Annotated in this window: 16 protein-coding genes; 8 read left to right on the top strand and 8 right to left on the bottom strand. The window is 62.1% G+C overall.

Annotation, left to right across the window (positions count from 1 at the left end):
* Positions 1-118 precede the first annotated feature (118 nt).
* Both O3303_RS18765 and O3303_RS18760 read left to right on the top strand, forming a co-directional pair.
* A complete protein-coding gene (locus O3303_RS18765; RefSeq protein WP_269559898.1) occupies positions 119-1042 on the top strand; it encodes an AraC family transcriptional regulator in 924 nt (307 codons plus the stop codon).
* Positions 1043-1232: 190 nt separating this feature from the next.
* Positions 1233-2441, top strand: a complete 1209-nt coding sequence (locus O3303_RS18760; RefSeq protein ID WP_269559897.1) for an MFS transporter — start codon at positions 1233-1235, stop codon at positions 2439-2441.
* On the opposite strand, the gene O3303_RS18755 is transcribed toward O3303_RS18760, so the two are convergent.
* The 5 genes from O3303_RS18755 to O3303_RS18735 form a co-directional block, all read right to left on the bottom strand.
* A complete protein-coding gene (locus O3303_RS18755) occupies positions 2431-3063 on the bottom strand; it encodes a hypothetical protein (protein ID WP_269559896.1) in 633 nt (210 codons plus the stop codon). The two genes, O3303_RS18760 and O3303_RS18755, sit on opposite strands and share 11 nt — an antisense overlap.
* Positions 3064-3090: 27 nt before the next feature.
* Entirely contained in the window at positions 3091-3945 is an 855-nt protein-coding gene (gene rfbD / locus O3303_RS18750) for a dTDP-4-dehydrorhamnose reductase (RefSeq protein WP_269559895.1), read from the bottom strand.
* Between the two features lie 178 nt (positions 3946-4123).
* Complete coding sequence (locus O3303_RS18745; RefSeq protein WP_269559894.1) at positions 4124-5071, bottom strand: TIGR03915 family putative DNA repair protein; 948 nt, start codon at positions 5069-5071, stop codon at positions 4124-4126.
* Positions 5072-5113: 42 nt separating this feature from the next.
* The gene (locus O3303_RS18740; protein WP_269559893.1) at positions 5114-5287 is read right to left on the bottom strand and encodes a hypothetical protein; all 174 of its coding nucleotides are present in this window, start codon (positions 5285-5287) and stop codon (positions 5114-5116) included.
* A 91-nt stretch (positions 5288-5378) separates the two neighbouring features.
* Positions 5379-6647, bottom strand: a complete 1269-nt coding sequence (locus O3303_RS18735) for a putative DNA modification/repair radical SAM protein (RefSeq protein ID WP_269559892.1) — start codon at positions 6645-6647, stop codon at positions 5379-5381.
* Positions 6648-6998: 351 nt separating this feature from the next.
* Here O3303_RS18735 and O3303_RS18730 point away from each other — a divergent pair, with 351 nt between their 5' ends.
* The 6 genes from O3303_RS18730 to O3303_RS18705 all read left to right on the top strand — a co-directional run bounded on the left by O3303_RS18730 (position 6999) and on the right by O3303_RS18705 (position 12999).
* Positions 6999-8885, top strand: coding sequence for a BamA/TamA family outer membrane protein (locus tag O3303_RS18730; protein WP_269559891.1), 1887 nt, complete (start codon positions 6999-7001; stop codon positions 8883-8885).
* 267 nt (positions 8886-9152) lie between these two features.
* Positions 9153-9707: a Riean_0653 family protein gene (locus tag O3303_RS18725; protein ID WP_269559890.1), complete on the top strand. Its 555-nt coding sequence runs from the start codon at positions 9153-9155 to the stop codon at positions 9705-9707.
* 11 nt (positions 9708-9718) lie between these two features.
* The gene (locus O3303_RS18720; RefSeq protein ID WP_269559889.1) at positions 9719-10267 is read left to right on the top strand and encodes a Riean_0653 family protein; all 549 of its coding nucleotides are present in this window, start codon (positions 9719-9721) and stop codon (positions 10265-10267) included.
* A gap of 155 nt (positions 10268-10422) precedes the next feature.
* Positions 10423-11262 (top strand): CvfB family protein, encoded by an 840-nt coding sequence (locus tag O3303_RS18715; protein ID WP_269559888.1) that lies wholly within the window; start codon positions 10423-10425, stop codon positions 11260-11262.
* A 355-nt stretch (positions 11263-11617) separates the two neighbouring features.
* Positions 11618-12286 carry a Rossmann-fold NAD(P)-binding domain-containing protein gene (locus O3303_RS18710; protein ID WP_269559887.1) on the top strand — a complete coding sequence of 223 codons (669 nt, stop codon included), beginning with the start codon at positions 11618-11620 and terminating at the stop codon, positions 12284-12286.
* 140 nt (positions 12287-12426) lie between these two features.
* A complete protein-coding gene (locus O3303_RS18705) occupies positions 12427-12999 on the top strand; it encodes a hypothetical protein (protein WP_269559885.1) in 573 nt (190 codons plus the stop codon).
* A 92-nt stretch (positions 13000-13091) separates the two neighbouring features.
* On the opposite strand, the gene O3303_RS18700 is transcribed toward O3303_RS18705, so the two are convergent.
* From O3303_RS18700 to O3303_RS18690, 3 genes are all read right to left on the bottom strand, one after another.
* The gene (locus O3303_RS18700; RefSeq protein WP_269559884.1) at positions 13092-13361 is read right to left on the bottom strand and encodes a hypothetical protein; all 270 of its coding nucleotides are present in this window, start codon (positions 13359-13361) and stop codon (positions 13092-13094) included.
* 97 nt (positions 13362-13458) lie between these two features.
* Positions 13459-14172 (bottom strand): hypothetical protein, encoded by a 714-nt coding sequence (locus tag O3303_RS18695; RefSeq protein WP_269559883.1) that lies wholly within the window; start codon positions 14170-14172, stop codon positions 13459-13461.
* 40 nt (positions 14173-14212) lie between these two features.
* Positions 14213-14986, bottom strand: a complete 774-nt coding sequence (locus tag O3303_RS18690; RefSeq protein WP_269559882.1) for a hypothetical protein — start codon at positions 14984-14986, stop codon at positions 14213-14215.
* Between the last annotated feature and the right edge of the window lie 6 nt (positions 14987-14992).

Genomic DNA, 14992 nt, shown 5'->3' with positions numbered 1-14992 from the left:
ACCGGCCGAGCTTCAGCGCCGTTGCTTTCTGCCCGAACTGTCCTTAGCTTTAGCTGTTGCAGATGTATCCGGCAGCCACATCCTGGACACGTCAAAACTGCTTTTCGTCTTCGTTGCTATGCCGCACCACCTGCCCGCTCCCATTGCCCTGCGCCAGCCCGAACAGCTTACCACCTTGGTAGAAAACCGGACGGTGTACTCGCTGGAGGCCTTCGAGCTGAACGTGTTTGAGACGCACCGCACCGCCCACCAAGTGCCGCTGAGCATGGGCCACGTGGTGCTGACCACCATGCTGCAGGGCAAGAAAGTGATGCACTTGGCAGGCCGCCCGGCCTTCGAGTACCTGCCCGGCGAGTCGGTGATTGTGGGCGAGAACGAGACGATGGTGATTGACTTTCCGGAAGCCGACGAACATCGCCCCACGCAGTGCCTGGCCGTGGCCATTCCCATCGAAACCATCCGCCAGACCGTGGACCTGCTCAACGAAGAGCAGCCCCGCGCCGAAGCCCACCTGCCCTGGCAGCTCGACACCACCGAGCACGCCCACTTCCACAACACGCCCGAGCTAACCAGCACTTTAGAGCGCCTCGTGCAGCTCTCCCGCGACACCGGCCGGGTGAAGGACGTGCTGGCCAACTTCACGATTCAGGAGATGCTGGTGCGCCTGATGCAGACCCAGGCCCGGCAGCTGCTGTTCCACAACTACCAGCAGCACGCCACCTCGCACCGGTTCGCGGCGGTGGTGCAGTACATCAAGCAGCACCTCACCGAGCAGATAACCGTCGAAAAACTCTCGGAGCTGGCCTGCATGAGCAAGGCCACGTTCTTCCGGGTGTTCAAGCGCGAACTGGGCCTCACGCCTGTGGAGTTCATCATTCAGGAGCGCCTTTCCGAAGCCAAGCGCCTGCTGCGCAACCCGCTCAGCACCGTGGCCGACGTGTGTTTTCGGGCGGGCTTCAACAACACGGCCTACTTCCAGAAGCTGTTCAAGCAGTACGAAGGCATCACGCCCGGCGTGTATAAGCGCCAGTGCGCGGCGTAACGCTAAGCTCCAGCTTGGCGACGAGCAAAGCGAGTAACCCGAACCGCGCCACCAGCCCAGCCGCGTAGCTACTTGCTGCACTCGTTCGCGAAGCAGAAGCTTCGCGTTACATCACACAACCTTCCGCGCCGTTTAGCAGTTCTCTGCATTCATCTACGCCACGGCGGCCTGCCGTGGCGCTTTGTGTTTCATGAGAGAATCTGTGCAGGCTGGCGCCGTTACTGCGCCGGCTCCTCCGCCGCTGGCCCCCGGCCTGGTCTGGCTGATGGCAATTACCTGCGGCCTGGTGGTCGCCAATATCTACTATAATCAGCCGCTGCTGGCCGAAATCGGGCGCACCTTCGGGCTGCGCGAAAGCCAGGTGAGCCTCATAGCCACCGTCACGCAGGTAGGCTACACGCTGGGGCTGCTGTTTGTGGTGCCGCTCGGCGACAAGCGCGAGCGGAAACAACTGATTCTGGGGCTGCTGCTGTGCGCGGCCGTGTGTCTAGCAGCCGCGGCGTATGCGCCTACCTTCGGCACGCTGGCAGCGGCCAGCCTACTGATCGGGCTATTTTCGGCAGTACCGCAGCTGCTGATTCCGATGGCCGCCTCCTTGGCCTCCGACGCCGACCGGGGTAAGGTGGTAGGCCGCGTGATGAGCGGGCTGCTGATCGGGATTCTGGTGTCGCGCACGATTAGCGGCTACGTGGGGCTGCACTTCGGGTGGCGCACGATGTTCTGGGTGGGTGCGGCCATCATGGTGCTGCTCACGGGTATTCTGGCACGCATGCTGCCGCGTAACCAACCTACGTTTCAGGGCAGCTACGGCAGTCTGCTCCGCTCGCTGGGCACGCTGGCTGGCACGCTGCCGGTGCTGCGCCGCTCGGCGCTGGTGGGGGCCTGCATGTTCGGCGGCTTCAGCGCCTTCTGGACTTCGCTGGTGTTCTTCCTGGAAAGCGACGCCTACCACTACCACAGTGACGTGGCCGGCCTATTCGGCCTCATCGGGGCCAGCGGCGCGCTGGCGGCTTCCTTCGCCGGCAAATCGGCCGACACCAAAGGCCCGGACTACGCGCTGAACCTCGGGATTCTAATGTTTCTGGGGGCGTACCTGCTGCTGGGCTTCGGGGGCACCTATCTGGTGGGGCTGGTGGTGGCCGTCGTCGTTCTGGATGTGGGCCAGCAGATGACGCACATTTCCAACCAGACCCGCATCTTCATGCTGCTGCCCGAAGCCCGCAGCCGCCTCAACACCGTCTACATGACCGGATGCTTCATCGGGGCGTCCGCCGGCTCCTTCCTGGGCGGCCTCGCCTGGGACCATTTCCAGTGGCCCGGCGTGTGCGCCGTGGGGCTGGCCTTTGGCAGCATGGCGTATCTGCTGAATCGGTTTTACGGGCGCGGAGTTACGGCTTAGCGGGTGCGCCGTAATACGCCCGTTCTGCTTCCGTCTGACTTCGGCCCTTCGCATCAAACAACAGCGTAAGCTTGGTTTCAAACACTGGAACTGCAATGTCGGCGTACCAGTTCGGGGGCACCGCGGGCGCATGCTTGTGCAGTTCAGCCAGAATGGTGAGCCATTGCGGCGTCGATTCGGAAAGCGTCAGGCATGCCGCATCTGCCCAGAATAGGTCCAGGTAGATTTCGTCAGTGGTATAGCAGTCTGTTTTGTAGCCAAAGGCAGCCTCCAGTTCTTTCCAGTGATACTCCCGCGGCGGCATATCCGGGTTTTCCAGCAGCGAAAAGCCGCCCTCAAAGAACTGAATCTGCTCCATTGCTTCTGCATCAAGCGCCTTGCGAATCTCCCGCCCCAACTTGCTGCCCGGGGCCACAAACATGATGCGCGGCGAAAGCAACTGGTAGAGGGCAACGGCTCCGCATCCACCGAAGAAGACGATATTAAACCAGAACAACCAGGGCGAATAGGAAGCCCGCGTCCAGACAGCTCCTGCGACGAACAGAAAGCTGAAAATCACACTGCGGATCGTCTTTGACTTGCTCTCCCAGATGATGCGCCGGTTGTTGTAGACTTCCTGCATAGCCGTGCTGCCTGGAGGCTTTTACCGCTACAGCCGCCCCATACACACCACTAGGCTCTCCCGCCAGTGCGGAATAGTCACGCCCAACGTGGTTTTCACTTTGGTCTTGTCCATCACAGAGAAGGCGGGGCGGGTGGCTTTGGTGGGGTACTCGGCGGTACGGATGGGCACGGTGCGGGTGGGCAGGCCGCCCAGCTCGAAAATGGCCACCGCAAAATCGTACCACGACGTGACGCCCTCGTTGCTGTAGTGGTAGAGGCCGTAGGCGGTGCTGCCGGTTTCGATGATGTGCAGCAGCACGCCGGCCAGGTCGATGGCGTAGGTGGGCGTGCCCAGCTGGTCCCAGATGACGCGCATCTCGTCGCGCTCCTTGCCGAAGCGCAGCATGGTTTTCACGAAGTTGTTGGCGTACTCGGAGTACAGCCAGCTGGTGCGCAAAATGAAATACCGCTCGGTGTGCCCGGGAATCACCTGCTCGCCTTCCAGCTTGGTGAGGCCGTAAACGCTGATGGGCGCGGTTTCGTCGGTTTCCTGGAGGGGCTGGTTGCCGGTGCCAGCAAACACGAAATCGGTGCTGATGTGCAGCAGCGTGGGGCCAAACTCGCCGCAGAGGCGGGCCAGGTTTTCGGCGCCGTCGCAGTTCACTTTGCGGGCCAGGTCCACTTCGTCTTCGGCCTTGTCCACGGCCGTGTAGGCGGCACAGTTGATAACGTAGGCAGGCCGGTACTCGGCAAAAACGGCTTGCAGCGTCTCGGTGTTGAGGATATTGGCCTGCGCTTCGGGCAGGAAAACAAGACCGGACAGGTTGCGCTCCTTGGCAACGTGCTGCAGGCATTGGCCCAGCTGGCCGGCGCCACCGAAAACGAGAGTGGTTGAACCCATAAAATAGACGGAAAGTCGGGGGAAAAGCAGCTGTCATCCTGAGCTTGCGAAGGACCTTATCGCACCAGAACAAATGGAGGTAGCCCCGGGTCGTTTTAGCGTGGTAAGGTCCTTCGCAAGCTCAGGATGACAGATGAGGCAGAATGAGGCCGCAAATTACGTGTTTCCGGCCGCCCTCCTACTCGCCTGCGGCCGGGGCCGCGCTCAGCGCCGGGCCGCCGGGCTGCACCGGGCGCTTGTTCTGGATGGGCCGGAAGGCCTGCTCGCGCGGCTGCTTTTCGCTGAGGTAACGCCAGTAACGCAGCGGCATGTGGCGGCGGTGCAGCTTCATGTTCTTGCGCTCCGGGATGTTTACGTGGTCGAAATACGACTGCCAGAGCAGCTTGAACAGCGGCTCCCGCTCGTCCAGCACGGTGGCCGACACGCTGGTACTGCGCTGCGAAGCGGCACTTTCAAACTCCACCACGTCGGTGCGGGTGAGGTCGTAGTAGAGGCCGTAGCGGCGGCGCTTATCGAAGATCAGCCAGCGCTGGTCGGCGTAGCGCTTGGTGAAGTGCGGTGCGATGAGCGGCAGCACATCGAAATCGGGGTCGATAGTGGCGTGAAACAAGCCATCCTGGGTTTTCTCGAAACGCACGAAAGCCTCCATGCGGTGCTTCTCGCGGTACATCTGCTGCGCTATTCGCTGCACGCGGCGCACGTTGTCGTCGGCGTAGTGCTCGGAGATGTCGCGGCCGGCGCGCATGGCTAGGTCGGCATAACGGAAGACCAGCAACTCCCGGTCGGGCTGCTCGCTCAGAAACACGTGAAACAGGCGCGTGCGGGCGTCCTTATCCATGTAGCGCAGCAGGCCGTCCCAGACGCGGGCGGCGGCCGTTTCGTCGGTATCAATCAGCACGGGCTGCACGAACAAGCCGCCCTGCACCGCCCCTACCGGCTGAATACTGTTGGGGGCCGCCTTCCGGTCGTAGACCTGGAACAGCACCGACAGCAAGCCCTCAAACGAGCCGTCGTAAGTGTAATCCAGGGCCGGATTGGTGAGCTGGGGCGCGCCCGGGCGGCGGCCAGCGGCGGGGCCGACTGCCGCAATACGCGGTTGGTTGAGAGGCGACAGGGAATGACTCATAGCACTACGGACTGGAACACAGGACCACTCCCGCCATCCACTTTACGCAGCCTCCGACTGCCGGGATTTGGCGGCGGGCCGAACTGTTTCGCGGTGGAGCTGCTGCACCAGCGGCAGCAGGTCGGAAAGCTTGCAGCAGCACGCAATGCGGGCCACTTTCACGGGTTGGGTGGCGGTGGCGGCTGGCACGTCGGCGGCGCGATGGGAGATGGTCATGGCATTTGCTGGTTTTAGTCGTCAGTTGCTGGTTGTCAGCTGTCAATAATTGGGGTGCCTGAGAACGGACAACCGGCAACTGACAACTCATTTAGGAGGCCTGGGCAAAAAGGTCGAGCTGCTGCGTGACCAGGGCCGAGCGGACCGAGCCGGCCCCGAACAGGATCTGGCGGCGGATGGTCTGCTCGTCGTAGTCGCGGGTGGAGAGGGCCTGGCCGCGGCAGGTCAGGAAGAACTTGGCGCGCTTGAGCACCACGCCGAACTTGTGCAGGTGGTCGAGGCTGAGCGGGCCGAAGCGGCGGGCGGCCACAATGCGCTTGGCCGAGCGCGAGCCCACGCCGGGAATGCGCAGAATCATCTCGAAGTCGGCGGTGTTGATGTCCACGGGGAAAACGTGGCGGTTGCGCAGGGCCCAGGCCAGCTTGGGGTCCACTTCCAGATCGAGGAACGGGTGCGCCGGGTCCAGGATTTCGTCGGCCTGGAAGCCGTAGAAGCGCATCAGCCAGTCGCTCTGGTAGAGGCGGTGCTCCCGGATGAGGGGCGGCTGAGTCACCTGCGGCAGGCGGGCGTCGTCGGTGACGGGGATGTAGCCGGAGTAGTACACGCGCTTCAGGCCGTAGCCTTTGTAGAGCGAGTCGGAGAGGTTGATGATCTGCAGGTCGTTTTCGGCGGACGCGCCCACGATGAGCTGAGTGCTCTGGCCGGCCGTGGCGAACTGCGGCACTTTTTTGAAAAGCGCTTTCTCCTCTTTGTTCTGGGTGATGCCGTCGCGGATCTGAGCCATGGGAGTCAGGATTTCCGCATAGTTCTTCTCTGGCGCCAGATTCTGCAAGGCCATTTCGCTGGGCAGCTCAATATTCACGCTCAACCGGTCGGCATACAGGCCGGCCTCCTGAATCAGCTCCTCCGAAGCGCCCGGAATGGCTTTCACGTGGATGTAGCCGTTGAAGCGGTGCTCGGTGCGCAACTTCTTGATGATGCGCACGAGGCGCTCCATGGTATAGTCGGGCGAGGAGAAGATGCCGCTGCTCAGAAACAGGCCCTCGATGTAGTTGCGGCGGTAGAAATTCATGGTCAGGTCCACGACTTCGTCGACGGTGAAGGCGGCACGCTTCACGTTGTTGCTTTTCCGCGACACGCAGTAGGCGCAGTCGAAAATGCAGTGGTTGGTGAGCAGAATCTTCAGCAGGCTCACACAACGACCGTCCTCGGTGTAGCTGTGGCAGATGCCCATACCCTCGGCGTTGCCCAGACCTTTGTCCACGTTTTTGCGCTTGCCGCCGCTGCTAGAGCACGACACGTCATATTTGGCGGCATCTGCCAATATGCTTAGCTTTTCCTGGATACGCTGTTCGTTCATCGGGCAGTTTCGAGGCTTAAAAATAGAATCTTGTGCGCTGATTCGCACTATCCAAAAGACTAATTTTATTAGAAATGTTCCGGTAACACGAAGTATTTACGGTACGCCGTGGCACGGACTTCAGTCCGTAGCCCTCACCGCATACAGGGAGCACAAACGACCAGCCGCGGCTCTGCCATTGCACCAGCTAACGGCCCCGCGCGGCACGCAGCCTTCGGGCTACGAACTGAAGTCCGTGCCACATGCGGGCTGCAGAAATCATGCGTGAGCCGCGTATCTTGCACACAGGCGGCCATGGTAGCGCCGCCGGCTGCACGCATGAAAAGTTGGGGGCTTTTTTGGGGGATACTGGTGCTGGGCTGGCTAAGCCTGGCCGGCCCGGCTGTGGCCCAGAATACCGCCGTGGCTCCCGTGGACACTTCGCGCCGCGCCAACGGCACTCGCCCCGACTCGCTGCGCCGACGCTTCGACCAGGAACGCCTGCTCAACGGCCTAAAGGCCTATACCCGCCGCAAAACCATTGCCGGCAAGGCCGCGTCGGCGCTGTTCAACTTCACGCCCCGCCGCGAAGACCAGGCCGGCCTCGACGCCGCTTTGCTGGACCGGCAGTACGACCGGCACAACTACAAAATCGTGCGGAAAATCAACATCCGCACGCTCACGGCCTTCGGCTACAGCATCACCGACTCGACGCGGGTGCCGCGCAACATTCTGGAGAAAACCGGCAACGCGCTGCACCTCAAAACGTCCCGAACGCGGGTGCGGCAGGTGCTGCTGTTTCGGGTGGGCGAGGAGCTGGAGCCGCAGGACCTGGCCGAGTCGGAGCGTTTGCTGCGCCAGACTCCGGAGCTGCTCGATGCGCGGGTGTTCGTGAACGAGCGCACCAGCACCGCCGACAGCGTGGACGTGGAAATCGTGACCAAGGACGTGTTCAGTCTCAGCGGCTCGTGGGAGGTGCGCGACGTGGGCGCGGGCGTTATCGGGCTGCGCGACCTGAACTTTCTGGGGCTGGGGCACCAGCTTCGCAACTCCTACCAGTACGGCAGCCGCTCGCCGCAGCCCTGGAGCTATGAGGGCAGCTACCAGGTGCCGTTCCGCCACTTCGTGACGGGCGAGGCGCGCTACCGCAACGAGTTTGAAAACAAGTACGGCGGCTTCACCATCAGCCGGGGCTTCTACTCCATCAACACCAAATACGCCGGAGCCTTGTCGGTGTACGCCTACGACCAGGGCCTGGTGCTGCCCCGCCCCGATGGCACGCCCCAGCAGCCGTCGGAAGGCCAGCCGCTCATCTACACGCCCCGCCGCTACAACACCCAGGACGTGTGGCTGGGCCGCTCCCTGCCCCTGCCCTCCTACGATTTAGGCCACGACAACCCGGCCCGCCTGATTGTGGCGGCCCGGCTGCAGCGCACCAGCTTCTCGGCCCGCCCCACCCCCGAGTACGTGGATGCCCGGGCCATGCTGGCCACGGTGGGCTACAGCGTGCGGCGCTACTACAAGGACAAGTACCTGTTCGGCTTCGGCCGCACCGAGGACATTCCGACGGGCACGCTGCTGAGCGCCACCGTGGGCTACGAGATGAACAGCCTGCAAAACCGCCATTACTATGGCGTGCGCGCCTCCACGGCCAGCTACAGCCCGCGCGGCGGCTATCTGTATATGAGCGGCGAGTTTGGCTCGTTTGTGCGGCGGCCGTCCAACGACTGGCAGCAGGGCCTCGTGAGCACCGAGCTGCTGTACTTCACGCGACTCTACCACCGTGGCAACTTCCAGTGGCGGCACTTCCTGTGGAGCCGCAACGCCATCGGCCTCAACCGCCGCCCCGGCGAGCAGCTGCTGGCCATCAACGGCGACCGGGGCCTGCGGGGCTTCTCGCCGGCCACCGACCTGCGCGGCACCAGCCGGGTGGTGCTCAACTACGAAACCACCGTGTTTACGCCCGTCTCGTTTCTGGGCTTCCGGCTGGCCATGCTGGTGTTTGCCGATGCCGCCTGGCTGAACACGCGCACCCCGGGCCGCACGCTGCCTTTCCACGACAAGCCCTACACCGGCTTCGGGGCGGGCCTGCGCTTCCGCAACGAGTACCTGCCGATTCGCACGTTTCAGCTGCTGCTGGGCTTCTACCCACGCGGGCTGGCCACGCCCAACGGCTTCAGCATCTACGAAAGCTCCCGCTCCTACTACGACTTCAGCGACTTCAGCTTCGGCCAGCCCGGCGTGGTGCGCTACGAGTAGCCACAATCGTAAAGTCCGGGCCGGGTGCCGGCCGACTGGCGCTGAGTAGCGGTGGCGCCGGAACTTCCGGGCTGCACGCGGCGAAATCCCTGGATTTTAAAAGTCCGATTGCCGAACATTCTTTTCGCGGAGCCAACACCAGACGCACTGGAAACGCAGTATCCTTACCGTGCCTCTCTGATGTGCTGAGTTTGCTGCTGCCTTGCCAGCAACTTATGGCACTGGGGAGGCAATGCGTTACTGTTGAATCTGGCATTTTCTATCACTATGTACTACTTCCGCAAGCCCTGCCTTTTCGTTGCGTTAGTGTTGTTGGCCAGCGCCTGCAAGAAAGAGCAATCCGAACTGGAGAAACTGCCCGACGCCACCCAGAATGGCAGCGGCGGCGCGGGCTTCCTGCTTGATGGTCAAGCGTGGCTGCCGGAGGCTAGCAAGTTGTTTGGTTCCGGTCCGGCTGTATCAGCTACGTGGCGGCGCACAGTAGCAGGCCGCACGCTACGTGTCGGCTTCAGCCGTGACAGTGATGATACGTCGGCTGGGGTGTTTATACCCGATATTCAACGAGCAGGCACCTACCATCTCAACCAAACGGCCAACATCATTCTCGGCGAACGGAACCCTGCTTACGGGGGACTTATGATGTTCAAACCTGTACCAGACCGCATATTTCTCACCGGCTCCGATGCCATCGGCACTGTTACGGTCACCCGCTTCGATACGGTAGCGCACATTGTCAGCGGCACCTTCGACATGACCGTTAAGGAGGAAGTTGGGCCTGAAACCCACCGTCTCACACAAGGCCGCTTCGATTTACGATTCTAACGAATTACGCTATGAAAATACCCCTAACCTTACTCGCCCTCCTACTTTTCACCGCCTGCAAAAAGGAGGAAGTAGACGCGCTGCCGGAAGCCACACGTACGGGCCAGAACACAGGCGGCTGCCTCATCGATGGCAAAGCCTTCGTGGCTAAAGGCTGGCCTAGTGGCGGCCTGCTTGGCCCCAGGGCCATTCCGCCCCTAACAGGCGGCTTTGCTTTCGACAGCGTGTACTACGTCGAACTGAATGGGCAGCATAACGGTCAGAATGCAAGCATCCTTTTATTTCTTCGCAAGCGCGTCGCGGGTATCTACCTGCTGAATCAAAACACCCAATACTATCCGCAGGGAGACCCTTTGTATATTCTTGACCACGCTACTTACTCTACTAGCAATAGTAGCGGGGAAGTATATACCACAGATGCCCGGCACACCGGGCAGGTGCATTTGACATACATGAACAGACCTATTTCTGCTGGCACGTTCGAGTTTACAGCAGCCAGCACCTTCGACCGCACCAAGACAGTCACAATCACCAACGGCCGCTTCGACCGTAAGCAGTAACTCCTGCCTTGCTGTTTTACCCCACGCAGCAAGGGCTTTTTCGTGCCCGCGCCGGCTTTGCGTAGCTTTGCACCTACTGGAGTGATTGAAAATGGCCGGTAAAGCTCCTTCCACTCATTTTCAATTCTCAATTCTTAATTCTTAATTGCCTCCCCATGCTCGCGCTCGGTGATTACAACGACCTGGAAGTGGCCCGCGCCGTCGACTTCGGCCTCTACCTTTCTTCCGACGACGGCGACCTGCTCATCCCGCGCAAATACGTGCCCGAGGGCACCGAAATCGGCGACGTGCTGCGCGTATTCGTCTACCGCGACTCCGAGGACCGGCTGATTGCCACCACGCTGGAGCCGCTGGCCACCGTGGGCCAGTTTGCGGCCCTGACGGTGCGCGACGTGACGCCCAACGGCGCTTTCCTGGAATGGGGCCTGGAAAAAGACCTGTTCCTGCCCTACCGCAACCAGCGCCACGACCTGCGCGTCGGCCAGCGCGAAACCGTGTTCGTGTACCTCGACGAAACCACCGACCGGATTGTGGCCTCGGCCAAATGGGAGTGGTTCCTCAGCGACCAGCCCTACCCCGGCAAAGTCGGCGACACGGCCGAGCTGTTTGTGGCCGCCGAAACCGATATGGGCTTCAAGGTAATCGTGGATGGCACCCACCAGGGCCTGCTCTACCACAACGAGGTGTTCAAGCCCCTGCGCCTCGGCGACGTGCACACCGGCTACGTGCGCGTCATCCGCCCTGACGGCAAGCTCGACCTCAGCCTGCAGCGCCTCGGCTACGACGAAGCCCTGGCCGCCGCCGACACCCTGCTGGAAGCCCTGCGCAAAGCCCCCGACGGCCTGCTGCCCCTCGGCGACAAAAGTGAGCCCGACGACATCTACCGCCGCCTGGGCATGAGCAAAAAAGTGTTCAAAAAGGCCCTCGGCACGCTCTACAAGCGCGGCCAGGTGCAGCTCCAGCCCGAAAGCACCCAACTGCTGGCCGACAAATAGCCCGGGAGTAGCCGCTGGCGCTCTTCATCGAAACGAAAATCAGCCAAAGAGGAGGCGGGGAACAGGCAGGCATCCGTAGGTACCGCCCGCTCCCCGCCTCCTCTTTTTCGGTTTCAGGTGTGGTGCCGCGCATCCTGCATCATTTCACTCTGATATAACTATACCAATAAACAATACCCCCAATAGCAATTTCCTGGCATGACAGCTGCTCTCCGGGCGAATAGGAATTGCCTAATAACCGCCGCAGGCCGGCAGCTGGCCGCCACTGCCAGACAACCCCTGGCGGCTGGCCGTCGTCTTACGTACTGGCGCGGCCCCCGAAGCAGGCCGGCTGGTGTTGCCTTTTCCTCTTTTCATGCAGAAAACCGCCCTTATTGCCGGAGCCAGCGGCCTGATCGGTAGCCAGCTGCTGCCGCTGCTGCTGGCCTCCGACCGCTACGCCAAAGTCATTGCCGTGGGGCGGCGGCCGCTGCCCATCGTGCATCCCAAGCTGGAGCAGCGCCTCCTCGATTTTGACCACCTGGAGGAGCACCGCTTCGCGTTGATTGCCGACGACGTGTACTGCTGCCTGGGCACCACGATGCGCCAGGCCGGCTCCAAGAAAGCATTTTACACCGTCGATTATCTGTACGTGGTGAAGCTGGCGGCCCTCACGGCCGGCAACTTTGCCGCGCAGCTGCTGGTGGTATCGGCTATGGGCGCCGATGAGAAGTCGCGGGTTTACTACAACCGCGTGAAGGGCGAAATGGAGCAGGCCGTGCGCCAGACGCCGTTCCGGGCGGTGCACCTGTTCCGGCCCTCGCTGCTGCTGGGCGAGCGGAGCGAGCAGCGCGCCGGTGAGCGGCTGGGGGCCGTGCTGCTGCGCACGCTGCGGCCGGTGCTGCGCGGCCCGCTCCGCCGCTACCGCGCCATCGACGCCGCCACCGTAGCCCGCGCCATGCTGCGCGCCGCCGAGCAGAACGGCACCGGCATTCAGGTGCATACCTCCGACGCCGTAGCTACGCTGGGCCGGGCCGCTGGGTAGCGTTTCGGGCCCGCTGGCCAGCCGTGGGCGTGAGCCTGGCGCGAGGCCGCCACCTACTTTGTGCTGGTTATAGTGAGCGGCGCAAAAATGATTTGTACTTTTGCCGGAATATCACCTTAGTACATTTTCATTTTTCACGTATGAAGCGTTTGTCTTTTAGTGTGTTGCTGGTGCTGCTGGCCGGGGTTCTGAACCTGGCGGCAGCGCAAAGCAAGAAGGGTAGCGGCGGCGGCAGTGGTTACCAAAACGGCCTGGGTTTGCGCGCCGGCGGCTATTCGTCGGGCGGTACGTTCAAGCACTTCATCAGCGGCAAAAACAACGTGGCGCTGGAAGCCTTGCTCACCACCGAGTACCGCGCTAAAGGCGCCCGCCTCACAGTGCTGCTGGAAAAGCACCTGCCCCTCACCGACATCAAAGGCCTGCAGTTCTACTACGGTGCCGGGGCTCACGCCGGGGCTTACAAAGGCCGCTACTATTACGTGGAGCGCCTCTACTACCGCGACAACAAGAAGTACCGCCCCAACTACGTGGTCTACGTCAACGACGACCGTAGCTACGTGGTGTTCGGGGCCGACCTGATTCTGGGCCTGGAGTACAAAATGCCCGATCTGCCCTTCGTGGTCGGCGTCGACTACAAGCCCTACTTCGAAGTATTCGACGGCTACACCGGCCTCTATAACGATGCGGCCGTAAGCCTGCGCTTCACGTTCTAAGCAGCCACACAGGCCACATCAGCCGGTAACCTGACCATAAGAAAACGCCCGCTCATCAGATGAGCGGGCGTTTCTATTTTCCGGCGAAGCTGCTAATAGCGGATTCGGCCCCGATACGGCCGGGCGTGGTAGTAGCGCGGGGCCGGCCGCACTATCACGGGCCGGGGCCGCACTATCACAGGGGCCGGGCGCACCACCACCCGCGCAGGGCGGTAATAACGGGGGGCCGTGCGATAGTAAGAGTCGTAGTAGGGGCGCGGCGGCCCGGTCACCACCGCTGGGGCCGACGCAACGCAGCCTGTAAGCAGACTGCCAACCATCAGCAAAATCAACAACGCAGGAATTCTCAGGCGATTTTTCATAGGAGTTCAACCCCAACCGTTTAGCGGCCGGGCTCCTTGTATAGACGCCAACTATTACCCTAAGTTTAATGCCATTCAGCCGCAGATCTACCGGCGGCTACCTGCGCCAGGGTCGGTGCCGGTCGTGGAGCAGAAAGCCCGCCGTGAACAGCACCTGTCCGGAGCGCTGCCGGTACGCGTAGGTCTGGCCCTGAAACGAGAATTCGCGCGAGTAGGGCGTCAGGCTGCGCTCGTAGCGGGCATTCAGGTCGAAGCGGCCGAACTGCCCGCCCAGGCCCAGCTGCCCCAGCACCTGGTAGCGCACGGCACTCCCGTAGATAGCCGACTGCAGCGCTTCAATTTCCGTAGCCGTGCCACCAGTTTCGGAGCGGTAACGGGCCAGCACCGGCCCGGCCAGCACGTACAGCCGGCGCCCCACATGCAGGCCTGCCAGCGCCGCCACTTCCAGGCGCCGCAGCCGCGGGTAGAGGTACATAATGTTGGGATACGGCGAGTCCGGCTGCTGAAAGTACGTGATGCTGGACTGGTTGCCGAGCACCGAGGTGTAGGCCACTTCCGGCTGCACAAACAGGCGGCTCTCGCCCATTCCGAAGCGGGCAAATACGCTGTAGCGGTTGCCGGTATCGTCGAGCCGGGAGTTGTCATCGCCAGTCTGGAAATCGTATTTACCGAGCTGAATCCGGGCTTGCTGCGCCCGTGTCTGGCTGATATTGAAGCTGGCCCCTATGCCGATGGCTTCGAGGTGCTGGGCATGGCCTGTAAGTGGCAGCGCACTGAGGCAGAGGGCGAGCAAGGAGTAACGAATGTTCATACCGTGAGCAAATAAAATTGGATAAGAAAAACACAAAGCATCAGCGGCCCAACGCCAGCCCGATACGCAGGTTGAGCACCAGGCCGATGTTTATTCCTGGTTCCACCTCGCGGCCGCGGTCCGGCGTCAGGGCCATGGGTAGGGCCATGTTGAAATCCACGAAGCCATAGCGGCCCAGGCGGCGCTGCAGGCCATACACGGCTGCCAGACTCAGGCGCACGGCCTGGCCGGAACGGGCGAATTCGTAGAAAGGCGTTTCGTCGGAGTGCCGGCCGAAGCCGCTGCCCAAAGCCAGCGACAGGTAGTTGGCGGAGAAGTTGCTGGCGCTTTTGCCCTTGCGGATGCGCTTGTTGAGGTTGTAGTAGTAGCGGCCGGCCACCTGCGAGCGAACGGCGAAGCCGCGGCGCAGGGCACGGGTTTCGGCGTCGCGGTAGCGCAGCAAATCAGGGCTTACCTCCCCCATCACCGACCAGGCCGGGCTCAGCTTGTGCTCGTAGGCTAGGTGCACGCCCACGCGGGAAAACAGCAGCGAATCGGCGTTATCGGCGCGGCCAAGGTAAGTGGCGGCGAAGTTGTTGAGGCCCAGCTTCCAGAGGCGCTGCTCCTCAATCTGCAGCCGGGTGAGCTTGCTGTACTGCCGGCCTAGCCGGCTGCTTTCAGTGGCTTGCGGGGCGGGCACCGACGACGGGGCTACTGCCTCCTCGCTGTAGCTGACCCGGGAAGAATCGGGGGCTGTCTGGGCCAGTGCGGCAGTGGGTAGCAACGCCAGCCACAAGGTGTAACGCAGAAACCGGAGCATGGAAGTCGGACGCATATAACA

The sequence above is a fragment of the Hymenobacter canadensis genome (genome assembly GCF_027359925.1).
Lineage (GTDB): Bacteria > Bacteroidota > Bacteroidia > Cytophagales > Hymenobacteraceae > Hymenobacter > Hymenobacter canadensis.
The sequence above is the reverse complement of the archived record's forward strand: the minus strand, read 5'-3'. Positions and strand labels throughout refer to the sequence as shown.

Coding starts and splice junctions, on each gene's coding strand:
- O3303_RS18765 (WP_269559898.1), top strand. CDS start 119: ATGCCGCACCACCTGCCCGCTCCCATTGCCCTGCGCCAGCCCGAACAG.
- O3303_RS18760 (WP_269559897.1), top strand. CDS start 1,233: ATGAGAGAATCTGTGCAGGCTGGCGCCGTTACTGCGCCGGCTCCTCCG.
- O3303_RS18755 (WP_269559896.1), bottom strand. CDS start 3,063: ATGCAGGAAGTCTACAACAACCGGCGCATCATCTGGGAGAGCAAGTCA.
- rfbD (WP_269559895.1), bottom strand. CDS start 3,945: ATGGGTTCAACCACTCTCGTTTTCGGTGGCGCCGGCCAGCTGGGCCAA.
- O3303_RS18745 (WP_269559894.1), bottom strand. CDS start 5,071: ATGAGTCATTCCCTGTCGCCTCTCAACCAACCGCGTATTGCGGCAGTC.
- O3303_RS18740 (WP_269559893.1), bottom strand. CDS start 5,287: ATGACCATCTCCCATCGCGCCGCCGACGTGCCAGCCGCCACCGCCACC.
- O3303_RS18735 (WP_269559892.1), bottom strand. CDS start 6,647: ATGAACGAACAGCGTATCCAGGAAAAGCTAAGCATATTGGCAGATGCC.
- O3303_RS18725 (WP_269559890.1), top strand. CDS start 9,153: ATGTACTACTTCCGCAAGCCCTGCCTTTTCGTTGCGTTAGTGTTGTTG.
- O3303_RS18720 (WP_269559889.1), top strand. CDS start 9,719: ATGAAAATACCCCTAACCTTACTCGCCCTCCTACTTTTCACCGCCTGC.
- O3303_RS18715 (WP_269559888.1), top strand. CDS start 10,423: ATGCTCGCGCTCGGTGATTACAACGACCTGGAAGTGGCCCGCGCCGTC.
- O3303_RS18710 (WP_269559887.1), top strand. CDS start 11,618: ATGCAGAAAACCGCCCTTATTGCCGGAGCCAGCGGCCTGATCGGTAGC.
- O3303_RS18705 (WP_269559885.1), top strand. CDS start 12,427: ATGAAGCGTTTGTCTTTTAGTGTGTTGCTGGTGCTGCTGGCCGGGGTT.
- O3303_RS18700 (WP_269559884.1), bottom strand. CDS start 13,361: ATGAAAAATCGCCTGAGAATTCCTGCGTTGTTGATTTTGCTGATGGTT.
- O3303_RS18695 (WP_269559883.1), bottom strand. CDS start 14,172: ATGAACATTCGTTACTCCTTGCTCGCCCTCTGCCTCAGTGCGCTGCCA.
- O3303_RS18690 (WP_269559882.1), bottom strand. CDS start 14,986: ATGCGTCCGACTTCCATGCTCCGGTTTCTGCGTTACACCTTGTGGCTG.